Consider the following 12,384-nt stretch of genomic DNA (forward strand, 5'->3'; position numbering starts at 1 on the left):
TGCTTTTAGTCTATACCCAATTTCCAAGAAGAACAAATCACATGTCTGTTCAGAATAATAAACCAGACCAGGTCATCCAAATTTTGGATGACCTGGTCTGGTAGATGCTGTCTATACAATTTCTTTTCTTTTCAGTGTTTGAATGGCTCCTATAAGGAGGAAAACGATCGCCCCTATGGTGACTAGGCTCGCGATCCAAAGGTCTTTTCCCACGTCCCCGCTTCGTAGCAGGGAAGGGAGGTAGGTTACGATCTGTGTTGGACTCCACTCTAAAAGGTGAGAGAAAATGCTTGTAATCGCATGAAATACCATGATTATACTAATCGTTAGGAATAAGACAAGACCGGGAACTTTAGTCCATGTGTTCATAAAGAGACTTATGCTAATAACAAAAATGATATACAGGCTGTAAAAGGCAGTTGTACTTAACACATGAGTGAAAGATACATCACCAAAAAGAAGTTGAACGTAATACCAACTTGCAAACAGGCCAACGAAAATCGAAAGAAGCACGAGTGTGATATGGGCTGACCATTTGGCAGTTACATAGGCAGTGTAGGACACCGGCTTTACAAGAATCAGTTCCGCAACTCCTGATTTTCGTTCTCCAGCAATGGTTCCCATGGTAATCAGGGCTATGACGAGCACGCCGAGTGTGTTTAATTGTGAGATGCTCATCATGAACACATTCTCAGGAGATGGAGTCGGAATATTGAAAGTTGCCCCTTCCGGAAGTCCTCCTGTAGATTCAAGGATCTGAGGAAGATAATAAGTTGTTAACGGATCCATGATGCAAAAAAGAATAAAGACAAGGGGAACCCAGACCCATTTGTAATTTCTTGCAGACTCTAAGCACTCCTTTTTATAGATGGTCAGCCACTGCATGCTCATTCACCACCTTCATAAATAAATCTTCAAGCGTTGTCTGCCCCACTTCAAAGAATAGAAGCGGCCATTGTTCCTTAGCAGCAAGCTCTAAAAGAACGTCACGAGCTTTTGATACATTTTGAACATACAAATGGATATCCTGTTTTTGGATGTCCATACGTGTGACGAATGGGAGAGCCGCTATTTTTTCTTTGTACGTTTGCATGTTTCCATCTATGCGAAGAATGATCTTATCGACCTGGTGTCGTTGTTTGACGTCTTGGAGCGGTCCTGATTCTACAAGAGACCCCTGGTGCAAAAGGAGAATTTCATCACTTGCTTCCTCTGCATCGCTTAAGATATGTGTGGAATAGAGCAACGTAACTTCCTGCTTCAATTCTTCCATCAAGTTCAAAACATCGCGGCGACCAATCGGATCTAAAGCTGAAACCGGTTCATCAAGCAGGAGGACACTTGGCTTGTGAATCATGGCTTGGGCAATTCCGAGTCTTTGCTTCATTCCACCGGAGTACTTGGATATTTTTCGATTTTTTGCATCTGCAATACCGACTCGATCCAGCAACTCGTCCGCTAATTTCTGAGCATCCTGCTTGGGCATATGGGAAAGATGTGCGACATATCGAAGGAATTCCCTGCCCGTCATCCAATTGTGGAATTGCGGATGTTGAGGGAGATAGCCAATATATTTGCGAATATCCCCCTTTGCCCCATTCGCTAATTCGACGTAGCCGGAAGTGGGGCGCATGAGTCCTGCTACCATTTTCAATGTGGTCGTCTTCCCAGCTCCATTAGGTCCGAGCAATGCGACACACTTCCCTGGTGACAAATCGAATGTAATATTCTTAACTACATATGCTTTATCAAATGTTTTCGTTAAATTTTTTAAGTGAATCACGACTCATGGCTCCTTCCGAAAATAAAATAAGCGATAGGGCCAAGCGTGTTGATGAATAAGATGATCAGTGCCCACATCCATTTTGGCCCATTTGTAGAATCCGTACGTATTAAGCTTACGAGAGCTGTAACCATTAGAACCACTTGTATAAGAATCAGGGGAGCGATGATCGCAATATTTTCGCTGATGATTTCAATCACGTTTTGAGTGAATAGCATGACATCACCTCCTTTTTGCTTTTACTTCTAGAGTATTTTATGATTTCTTCCCTGTTTCTTTCTTCTGCCAGACCGTTTTCCATAAGATGAAAAAGATGATGCTTGGCACAGGGAATTGAATAAGACCTACGATGCCCCATAGCCAAGGAGCCTTTCCGATTTTCCTAGCTTTAATGTAAAGAATGGAACTTTGAGTCAATAGGATGAGAACGACGATGCCCCACCCCCATAAAGGCATTTCCTCAGGACCGTAGTGTTTCATTGACGCATCTCCACCATTTCATAGCGTTCTTTATAAAAATATCGGATTAAAATGATCATGGACGTAATTTGTGCAAAAACAAATAAAAGGGGGACATACAATAAGCTGAAAATAAGGAAAGAAATGAAAACGAACGCAATCCCCCATAAACAAGTTAATTCAAACCACAGCTTTCGGTACCATAGGGTTGTTTGTTCTTCAACAAGAGTTTCAAAATAGGAGAGGGAAGGTTCCGTTACTTTCATTTGCTCATCCGTTTGACGGGCTGCTTCCTCCAGCTTTTCTTCCAAGTTTTTCAGTGTCTTGTCATCAGTCATCCGTTTTCAGCTCCTTCCTTAAGTTCTCCAGACCATAATGGACCCTGGATTTCACTGTCCCCACTTTTACCTTGGTCATTTTTGCAATATCTTTGTAGTCATAACCGTAATAATGCTTTAATACGAGAGGGATCCGTTGTTCATCCTCAAGTTTCCATAATGCCTCCTGAACTTCATGCCAATCGCTTGGGTCAGAAAGAGGGGAGTGGGAGCATTCCTTCTGCAGTTTCTCATCCAGTGCCTCTTTCCTTTTTTGCTTTCGTGTGTAGTCCAAGTATGTGTGTGTGGCAATTTGAATTAGCCACGTGGAAAATTTAGAACGGTGATTGAATTGGTTGATTTTCTGAATGGTCTTCATTAGTGTGTCCTGGGCCACATCATAAGCCAGCTGTTCATCTCCACTCATTTTCCATACATATTTAACGATGAAGCTATAGTGTTCTTTCAAAAGATCTGCAAGCGCCTGCTTATCCCCTTGCTGTGCTCTCTTTATGAGTTCTGAATCCATAAGCATCCCTCATTTCGTTCCCTACCTATAAGACGTAAGCTTTTTTTGATTCGTTCACATGAATGATAAAAAATTTCTATTATCCTCTTTTCTATCATAAATCTAATAAAAGTCCTCGGATTATGGTTTGAAACATTTATTAAACTAATAGGTAGGATTGTTAAAGACTTGATTTCGAGACTTTTGTGCTGTGGGTAAAGGCTCACCGCCCTCCCCATGGAAAGCGAACGGTTTCCCGGAGCCACTAGAACCTCTCACAAACATCTCGAAACTGATTCCGCAATCTAGAGTTTACTCGTATTGGCATTGAGATTGGATGATCATTAAATAATCAAACAGACTGGTTGACTTTATTATCTGAATTTTATAGACTATTGGAAAGATATTTTTACAAAGTGACTTTACAATAAAGTCCAAATAAGCAAGTTGAGTAGAGAATGAGTTGAGTTGAGGAATAGGATGAGCTGAGCTGAGTGAGCGAGGGATCTGCGGACATAAGGAGCTGTCGGATTGCCTGGCCAAATTTTACCCCTTTTCTATCCACTCGTTTTCATCCCTCAACGTCTCATTCTCCATGATTTTAATGGAGAGGTGAGCTTTTATGACCAACTTTAATACATTTCAAAGTGATGCCGAAGGGCATCAAACCATCCCAATCACACAATCGTTTTATACGGATACGCTAACACCCATCCACATGTTTCATGCACTGAATGATGAAGCTGTGTACATGCTGGAGAGCCAGGACCCTGAGTCGCCATGGTCAAACTATTCCTTCCTTGGCCTTGATCCTATGGTCCGAATCAAAGAGGAAAACCAGCAGTTCCAAATTAGGGATTTTGACAAGGACGACATCACGTATGCGGAGGACTTCAAGACCGCCTACGAAAAAGTAGTTGCCAACCTTGATGTGAAACTTCCTGAGATCGACCTTCCTTTCAAGGGAGGAGGAGTCGGATATATCAGCTATGATGCCATTTCAGATTATGAGCCTGTAGAAAGGGCAATGGTGGATGAGTTGAATCTGGCTAACTATCATCTGTTGTTCTGCAAAACTTTAATTGCCTACCACCATAAGACAAAGGAAACAACGATTCTATCCTTTGCTAGAAAGGAAGAGGGTCGTCCTTTAAAGGATATCTATACGGAAACGAAAGACAGAATCTCATCTATTACAAGTCAATTGCAGAAGGCCCATACACTTCCTGACCTCATGCTGATTGAAAATGATACAGATGATGAACCTTTCCAATTGAATAGCAATTATGAACCGGAGAAATTCAGATCTGACGTGGAAAAAATCAAAGAGTATATCCGTGCCGGCGATATCTTTCAGGCGGTTTTATCTCAACGTTTTCATACAGTAACAGACCGAAGCGGATTTGAGCTTTACCGGGTGCTCCGGAGAGTGAATCCTTCCCCTTATATGTTTTATTTGAATATGGACGAAGTGGAAGTGATCGGAAGCTCTCCTGAACGACTCCTTGAAGTCCGTGATCGAAACCTTGAAATCCATCCCATAGCAGGGACAAGGAAAAGAGGACGAACCGAAGAAGAAGATGACGCTTTGGCTGAAGAACTTCTGCAGGATGAGAAAGAGTTAGCAGAACACCGTATGCTTGTTGATTTAGCAAGGAATGACATCGGCCGTGTAGCTGAATATGGAACTGTACAGGTAAAGGAGTATATGACGATCGGGCGTTTCTCGAAAGTGATGCATATCATTAGCAAAGTGACCGGTCAATTGAAGGAGAGCGTTTCTCCCATTGACGCCTTGATCTCCTCCTTCCCGGCAGGCACATTATCGGGCGCACCAAAAGTGAGAGCTATGCAGATTTTGCGGGAGCTTGAACCTACTCCTCGAAATCTCTATGGTGGAGGCATTTTGTATTTAGGTTTTGATGGAAACATTGATTCTTGCATTACCATCCGGACCATGACGAGAACAGGAAAAGACCTCTATATACAGGCAGGGGCAGGAATCGTTGCTGATTCTGATCCTGAAGCAGAGTATCAGGAAACATTGAGCAAAGCGAGTGCATTGAAGAAGACGATTCAATTAGCTGAGAGAATCTTTGAGAAGAGTGGAGAAGGAGTGGAGACGAGATGAAAGATACACTAAGTAAAGTAGTTGCTGGAGAAGAAATGACGGAGCAGGAAGCCTTTGAAACGATGGATAAGATCATGAACGGTGAAGCGACGACAGGTCAGTTAATGAGCATGCTTAGCGTGATGCGTTATCGGGGAGAAACGGTAGAAGAGATGACCGGTTTCGTACGGGCTATGCGCGAAAATATGACTAAAATGGATATTAACGATCCAGAGATTGTAGATACTTGTGGCACCGGTGGAGATGGGGCTTCTACATTTAATATCTCCACAGCTGTTTCAATCGTTCTTGCAAGCATGGGTGTGAAAGTCGCTAAGCACGGAAATCGAAAAGTTTCTTCCAAAAGTGGAAGTGCTGATGTCCTGGAGAAGTTGGGAGTTCCCATTGACACAACTCCAGAACAAGGAGCACAGGCACTCCTAGAAAAAGGCATGACCTTTATGTATGCTCCTCTGTACCATAAAGCAATGAAACACGCAGGACCTGCAAGGCAGGAACTTGGTTTTCGTACCATATTCAACCTGCTTGGACCGATGTCCAACCCAGCGAACGCCAAAAGACAAGTGATCGGTATTTACGATACCAACTATGCAGAGAAAATGGCAGAAACTTTAAAGAAACTTGGCTCTACCCACGTGCTTCTAGCTACAGGAAGAGACGGACTGGATGAAATTACAGTTACAGGGGAAAGTGATCTCGTTGAATTGAAAGATGGAAAGATCACTCGCTTTACTGTATCACCTGAAGACTTCGGGCTTCCATTAGGAAACCTGTCAGATATTCGTATTTCTGAAACGGCAGAAAGTGCCCAGATCATAAAGGATGTCTTTTATGGTTGTTCCAATGAAAGTGCCGCTTCCATTGTCATATTGAACGCAGCAGCTGGTTTATACGTGGCAGGAAAAGCAGAAGACCTTCAGGAAGGGGTGCACCTTGTTCAAAGTGCCATTGGTGAAGGCGTAACAAGCAGGTACTATGAATCGATTGTTAATGAAAAGGAGAATCGTCAATATGCTTGAAACCATCTTAGCTGTGAAACAACAAGAAATCGAAAAAATGTATTTACCAGAAGAGCAATCATTCGATCATTATTCTCTCTATGAGTCTCTGAAAGCATCGCCTTATGCAGCAGGGTTGATTGCAGAGGTGAAAAAAGCATCGCCATCTAAGGGAATCATACGTGAGGACTTCAACCCTGTACGGATTGCCCATGAGTATGAATCGGCGGGTGCTCAAGCCATTTCCGTTCTAACTGATCAACATTTTTTCCAAGGGCACCGCGACTACTTGACGAACATCAAAAAAGTGGTGGGTGTTCCAGTATTGCGCAAAGATTTCATTATCGACTCTATACAAGTGGCAGAGAGTGCACACATTGGAGCGGATGCTATCTTGTTGATTGGCGAAGCTCTGGAAGCGGAGAAGTTGCATGAACTTTACCTTCAAGCCTACGAACTCGGTTTGGAAGTGCTTGTCGAAGTACACAGTGAAGAGACATTAACAAAAGTGCTGAATAAGTTTACACCGAAAATTCTTGGCATCAATAACCGAAACCTCCATACGTTTGAAACGAAACTCTCTCAAACTGAACGCATGGCGAAACTTGCTCCGGATGAGAGTTTGTTAGTTTCAGAAAGTGGCATTTCATCTTATGAAGATCTAAAGCAGGTAGCTGGCTATGGTGCAGAAGGTGTATTAGTTGGAGAATCTCTTATGCGCCAGAAGGACATTAAAAAAGCTGTCCGACAGTTGTTTGAAGGAGTGGAGGTTCGATGAAAGAACCGATTGTGAAATTATGTGGCAACAAGTCTTTATCAGATGTTGCTAAAACATCTTCATCTAAGGCCTCCCATCTTGGGTTTATTTTCGTCAGAAGAACCAAACGGTATGTCCGACCTGAATATGTCGGGAGCTGGGTGAAGAAAATCCGACCAAAACAAAAACTTGTCGGGGTTTTCATCGAGCCCACGATTGAGGAACTAGAAGAGATTCTACACTTTGTTCCATTGGATGTTATTCAACTACATGGAAATGAAACGGTGTCTCAGTTGTTGAGAATCAAAGAAGCATTTGGTCTGCCGGTTTGGAAAGTGGTTCACCATCAATCGGACGGGATAAAACAAATGGAAGTCTTCAGCGGAGTTGCAGATGGGTACATTGTGGACAGTAAAGTAGACGGAGTTTCAGGCGGAACCGGCGTCCGCTTTGACTGGGATTCTGTGCCGAATTATCAGAAGAAAGCCTATGACCAAGGTGTCCCCTGCCTGATTGCGGGTGGAATTAAACCCGAAAACGTGACAGAGCTTTTGTACCATCATCCCGATGGCATTGATCTCTCGAGCGGCATTGAAACAGGAGAAGGAAAGGATATCGGCAAAATTCAAGCAATCATGAAAGAGGTGGAGCAAAATGTTGCAAGTATTTCCTGATTTAAAAGGACGTTACGGTGATTTTGGAGGGAAATATGTCCCGGAGACTCTCATGGGCCCGTTGCAGGAAATGGAAGAAGCGCTTGATCAAGCAATGGCGGACCCCTCCTTTTTAGATGAATATCATCACGTTTTGAAAGAGTACGCAGGGCGTCCTACTTCTTTGACTCTCGCAGACAAATTAACGAGTCACCTTGGAGGAGCGAAAATTTATTTAAAACGTGAGGATCTCAACCATACAGGTGCACACAAGCTCAACAATGCAATTGGTCAAGCTTTGCTAGCTAAACGTATGGGGAAAGAGAAAATCATTGCGGAGACAGGAGCAGGACAGCATGGAGTGGCATCAGCTACGGTTGCCGCTAAGTTTGGACTACAGTGTATCGTGTTTATGGGCGAAGAAGACATCCGCAGACAAGAGCTGAATGTTTTTCGGATGAAGCTGCTTGGAGCGAAAGTCGTTTCGGTCTCCAGTGGAAACGGAACGCTCAAGGACGCGACGAATGAAGCGATCCGCTATTGGGTCGCAAACTGTGAAGACCATTTCTATTTAATTGGTTCTGTCGTCGGCCCCCACCCATACCCTCGGATGGTTCGCGATTTTCAGAGAATCATAGGAGATGAGTCGAAACGTCAATTTTCAGAAGTTGAAGAAGAGCTTCCGAATCGAATTTTCGCCTGTGTAGGCGGTGGGAGTAATGCCATGGGAATGTTTTATCCATTCCTGGAAGACACAAGTGAATTGGTCGGGGTAGAGGCAGCCGGTAAAGGTATGGATACACCTGAACATGCGGCGACTCTTTCAAAAGGGACCCCAGGTGTCATTCACGGATCGATGACGTATCTCATGCAGGATGAAAATGGGCAAATTACCGAGCCTTATTCCATTTCAGCAGGTCTCGACTACCCTGGGATCGGGCCAGAGCATGCCCATTTATTTAAAACGAAACAAGTTCGCTATGAAGCCATCACTGATAAAGAGGCGCTTGATGCATTGAAACTTCTTACACAGACGGAGGGAATCATTCCGGCAATTGAGTCTGCCCACGCCCTAGCGCAGGCCTTTAAAGAAGCACCTCAAATGAGCCCGGATGAAACCATCTTGATCAATCTCTCCGGCCGTGGAGATAAAGATATGGCAACATTAATGGAACACTTCCAGGAGGAGGTTTGACATGCTGACTAAGACATCATTTCAAGGAAAACTAACGAAAACGGAAAATTTGTTCATCCCATTCGTTGTAGCTGGGGATCCAACTCCGGAGTGGACGATCGAATTCGCTTTGCGTTTGCAGGAAGAAGGAGCGGACATTTTAGAATTGGGTGTTCCTTATTCGGATCCGCTTGCAGACGGGCCAACGATCCAGCGTGCAGCTCAACGGGCTTTGAAGTCCGGGATGTCGTTACGTAAAGCGATTGAGCTTGTTCCGAAGTTAAGAGATGAAGGACTCGAAATTCCAGTCGTCATTTTTACGTATTATAACCCTGTCCTCCAGATCGGACATGAGGAATTCTTTCAACTGTTAGAAAAGAATGGCGTTGAAGGTCTTCTTATCCCAGATCTTCCTTTTGAAGAAAGCGGGGATATTCGCAGCCAGTCAGAGAAAAGTGGCATTGAGTTTATTTCTCTTGTCGCTCCTAACTCTGATCAAAGGATCAAGCAGATTGCAGAACACGCGAAAGGATTTCTTTATTGTGTTTCTTCTCTTGGAGTAACCGGAGAGAGAAAGGAAATGTCCTCCGAGGCTTTGAATTTCATTGAAAAGGTTAGGAAGCACAGTCAAGTGCCTGTCGCTGTAGGATTCGGTATATCGACCAATGAACATGTTCAACTTGTAAGAAATCACGCAGACGGTGTCATCATAGGAAGTAAGATCATTCGTCTCATAGAAGCTGAGCTTGAAAATATCGAAAAAGGAAAAACGGAGCAAGTTCTCGAACATTTCACCAAGGAAATTAGAGCGCTCGTTCAATAAGGTTAGAAAGAGCTGAGAGGAGTGGAGCAGAGTGATTTATATGATTGATCATTATGACTCTTTTACCTATAATCTCGTCCAATATCTAGGAGAGCTTGGGGAAGAAGTGATAGTGAAGAGAAATGACGAAGTAACCATAGAGGAAATAACAGAGCTTAGTCCAGATTTGATTTTTCTTTCTCCGGGTCCGTGTTCCCCGGATGAAACACCCCTGACCTGCGAAGTGATCGACAGATTCAAAGGAGAGATCCCAATCTTCGGTGTCTGCCTTGGTCATCAGGCGATTGCACAAGTGTTTGGGGGAAGTGTTGTACGCTCAGAGAAACTGATGCACGGAAAAACTTCACGGATCTTCCATGATGGGAAAGGTATTTACAAAGGGTTAAGCAACCCGATGGAGGCGATGCGCTACCATTCGTTGATCGTAGAGCTTTCAGATTTACCGGAGTGCTTTGAAGTGACCGCTTCGACCGTTGAGGGAGAATTGATGGGTATTCGCCACTTGGAATATCCTATTGAAGGGGTGCAATTCCATCCGGAGTCCATTGGTACAGGTGATGGGAAGCAATTATTGAACAATGTTATTCAAAACCGTGTGAAGGCCGTTATATCTTAAGTTTATTATTTATATAATACGTTACAAAAGCTGGCACCCCAAAAGGGTGCCAGCTTTTGTATACTCCTCAACAATTGCTCCCTTTAGTTTAAGACTCAGTTTCGAGGCTTTTGTTGAGTGGATTAGGGCTGCGGGGAATAGCTCGCTTTCCGCGGGAGCGCGGTGAGCCTCCTCGGACTGCGTCCTGTGGGGTCTCACCCTGCACTTTTTTCCCGCAGGAGTCTCGCCATTCCCCTCCGCCCCTTTGCCTTGTAAGTATCTCGAAACCACCCCTGACGCTCAACTCAGCAACGAACCCCGAAACATCTCAAAACTGAGTCTTCCATAATCCTGCCATATTGTTGAATAAGAAGGAGGGAGGGTTTTTCCTTTTCTGCAACTTTATAGCATTAATATTTATAGGTATTTAGAACTAATTTTACTACAATATTCTGGCGGTTATTTGTTTATTTAACAGAAATTTCGTAAGAATAAAGCAATTCTTGGAAAGGGTGTGGTTATCGCTTTCATAGGGGTATGTGAAAAAATGGAATCCTTAAAAAACGCATGAATCTGCCCTTTTTCAACACATGAAGTGCCATTTTCACAATATGAAAATCTATGTTAGTTTTATTTACGTTGTGTTCAAAGAGCGATTTCACATCGGCCGATGTTTTTAGTAGAACAGCTCATCAGGAACCAGCCAACAAAAAACATCAGGAGATGATTTAGTAGTTATGGAACTGCAACAAGATCCAACTTTGTTATGGTTTATAGCAATCTATGGAATATTAATGGTCGGCATTGGTGTATTCATGTCGAAAAAAGTAGCCGGCAGTGAAGATTTTGTATTAGCCGGTAAGAGTCTAGGACCTTTTGTATTGATGGGAACGCTTCTGGCTACATGGACAGGAAGCGGAAGTATTTCAGGTGGAGAAACGTCTATGGCTTTCTCTTACGGGATTCTTCCTTCTTTGATGATGATGCTCCCAACGTTAATCGGTATTATCATTCTTTATGTCGTTGCACCTAAAATCCGCGAACATGGTAAATTCACCGTTGCTGGTATTTTAGAGTCAAAGTATGGGCGTACATCCCGTAACATTGCGAGTGTTATTATCATTCTTGCTTATGTCGGTATCGTTTCTTATCAAATGAAAGGCTTTGGATTCATTCTTAACTTAACGACAGGAATGACAGTGCAGACGGGTACCATGATCGGTGCTGGAATGATCATCTTCCTTGCGATGATCGGAGGACTTCGTTCTGTTTCTCAAACGGACGCCATCAGCGGCTTTTTGATGGTGGGTGGTTTGATTATTACTGTCCCAACAATCATCATGGTCGCAGGTGGATGGAGTGAGATCGTCGCTAATGTACCTGAGTCCCACATGAGTGCAACGGGTGGATTGACGACGATTCAAATGATCGGTTATCTATTGCCTTCTTTGTTCTTATTACTTGGTGACCAAAACATGTATCAACGTCTTGCCTCTTCCAAAGGAGATAAATCCGCAAAGCGTGCGCAAATGGGCTGGCTGATCGCGATGATCGTCATTTCACCATCCATTTCTTTAATCGCTTTCGCATCCCGCTCCTTGTTCCCGGATATCGATCCAGGAATGGCATTGATGGCAACTACCATTGCAATGCCGGTCGCCATCGGCGGTATTTTGCTTGCAGCAGCAGCTTCCTTCATCATTACGACAGGGAATTCTTACTTGCTTTCTGCAGCTACGAACTTAACATATGACCTGTACGGTAAGTACGTGAATAAAGATGCTTCTGATAAAAAACTTCTTGCTATGACAAGAATTTTCATTGTGGCTCTTGGCGTATTCGCCTTCGTAATCATCAGTTACTTCCCAACAGTGTTAAGTGTACAAATGTATGCTTATACGGTTTATGGCGCAGGGTTGACACCTGCTGTACTGGCCGTATTCTTCTGGAAGCGCGTCAATGCGGTCGGTGGTGTATCTTCCATGATCGCTGGTGTGCTGGCCACATTAACATGGGAAATTGTTCTAGGGCAGCCTTTTGAAGTGAACAGCGTAGTCGTCGCTGTACCTGTTGCGGTTATTGTATTGATCGTCGCAACGTTAATGACGACATCCGCGACTCAAACAGAAAAGGTAACAAAAGCTTCATAATTTAAAAAAGCCTCCCATTTCGGGAGGCTTTTTTTG

Annotated in this window: 14 protein-coding genes; 8 read left to right on the forward strand and 6 right to left on the reverse strand. The window is 43.6% G+C overall.

Features of this window, described 5'->3' with window-relative positions:
* Positions 1–111 precede the first annotated feature (111 nt).
* The 6 genes from ACXACN_RS19325 to sigY are packed head-to-tail and all read right to left on the reverse strand — an operon-like array spanning position 112 to position 3,088.
* Positions 112–885 carry an ABC transporter permease gene (locus ACXACN_RS19325; RefSeq protein ID WP_474966669.1) on the reverse strand — a complete coding sequence of 258 codons (774 nt, stop codon included), beginning with the start codon at positions 883–885 and terminating at the stop codon, positions 112–114.
* A complete protein-coding gene (locus ACXACN_RS19330) occupies positions 863–1,783 on the reverse strand; it encodes an ABC transporter ATP-binding protein (RefSeq protein WP_474966671.1) in 921 nt (306 codons plus the stop codon). The genes ACXACN_RS19325 and ACXACN_RS19330 overlap by 23 nt, the downstream gene beginning before the upstream one ends.
* Complete coding sequence (locus tag ACXACN_RS19335; protein WP_474966672.1) at positions 1,780–2,001, reverse strand: PLD nuclease N-terminal domain-containing protein; 222 nt, start codon at positions 1,999–2,001, stop codon at positions 1,780–1,782. Before ACXACN_RS19335 ends, ACXACN_RS19330 begins: the two co-directional genes overlap by 4 nt.
* A gap of 37 nt (positions 2,002–2,038) precedes the next feature.
* Positions 2,039–2,263, reverse strand: coding sequence for a sigma-Y antisigma factor component (locus ACXACN_RS19340; protein ID WP_474966673.1), 225 nt, complete (start codon positions 2,261–2,263; stop codon positions 2,039–2,041).
* Positions 2,260–2,580 carry a YxlC family protein gene (locus ACXACN_RS19345; protein ID WP_474966675.1) on the reverse strand — a complete coding sequence of 107 codons (321 nt, stop codon included), beginning with the start codon at positions 2,578–2,580 and terminating at the stop codon, positions 2,260–2,262. Before ACXACN_RS19345 ends, ACXACN_RS19340 begins: the two co-directional genes overlap by 4 nt.
* Positions 2,573–3,088, reverse strand: a complete 516-nt coding sequence (gene sigY, locus ACXACN_RS19350) for an RNA polymerase sigma factor SigY (RefSeq protein ID WP_474966676.1) — start codon at positions 3,086–3,088, stop codon at positions 2,573–2,575. Before sigY ends, ACXACN_RS19345 begins: the two co-directional genes overlap by 8 nt.
* 601 nt (positions 3,089–3,689) lie before the next feature.
* Here sigY and trpE point away from each other — a divergent pair.
* From trpE to ACXACN_RS19390, 8 genes are all read left to right on the forward strand, one after another.
* Positions 3,690–5,198, forward strand: coding sequence for an anthranilate synthase component I (gene trpE, locus ACXACN_RS19355; RefSeq protein WP_474966677.1), 1,509 nt, complete (start codon positions 3,690–3,692; stop codon positions 5,196–5,198).
* Complete coding sequence (trpD, locus tag ACXACN_RS19360; protein WP_474966679.1) at positions 5,195–6,217, forward strand: anthranilate phosphoribosyltransferase; 1,023 nt, start codon at positions 5,195–5,197, stop codon at positions 6,215–6,217. Before trpE ends, trpD begins: the two co-directional genes overlap by 4 nt.
* Positions 6,210–6,974 (forward strand): indole-3-glycerol phosphate synthase TrpC, encoded by a 765-nt coding sequence (gene trpC / locus ACXACN_RS19365; protein WP_474966680.1) that lies wholly within the window; start codon positions 6,210–6,212, stop codon positions 6,972–6,974. Before trpD ends, trpC begins: the two co-directional genes overlap by 8 nt.
* Positions 6,971–7,627 (forward strand): phosphoribosylanthranilate isomerase, encoded by a 657-nt coding sequence (locus tag ACXACN_RS19370; RefSeq protein ID WP_474966681.1) that lies wholly within the window; start codon positions 6,971–6,973, stop codon positions 7,625–7,627. Before trpC ends, ACXACN_RS19370 begins: the two co-directional genes overlap by 4 nt.
* Entirely contained in the window at positions 7,608–8,801 is a 1,194-nt protein-coding gene (gene trpB, locus ACXACN_RS19375; RefSeq protein WP_474966683.1) for a tryptophan synthase subunit beta, read from the forward strand. Before ACXACN_RS19370 ends, trpB begins: the two co-directional genes overlap by 20 nt.
* Position 8,802: 1 nt before the next feature.
* Positions 8,803–9,603: a tryptophan synthase subunit alpha gene (gene trpA / locus ACXACN_RS19380; RefSeq protein WP_474966684.1), complete on the forward strand. Its 801-nt coding sequence runs from the start codon at positions 8,803–8,805 to the stop codon at positions 9,601–9,603.
* 31 nt (positions 9,604–9,634) lie between these two features.
* Complete coding sequence (locus ACXACN_RS19385; RefSeq protein WP_474966685.1) at positions 9,635–10,219, forward strand: anthranilate synthase component II; 585 nt, start codon at positions 9,635–9,637, stop codon at positions 10,217–10,219.
* A 716-nt stretch (positions 10,220–10,935) separates the two neighbouring features.
* Positions 10,936–12,348, forward strand: a complete 1,413-nt coding sequence (locus tag ACXACN_RS19390) for a sodium:solute symporter family protein (RefSeq protein WP_474966687.1) — start codon at positions 10,936–10,938, stop codon at positions 12,346–12,348.
* The last annotated feature ends 36 nt before the right edge of the window (positions 12,349–12,384 follow it).

It is taken from the genome of Halobacillus sp. AWM4_238, from assembly GCF_056158265.1.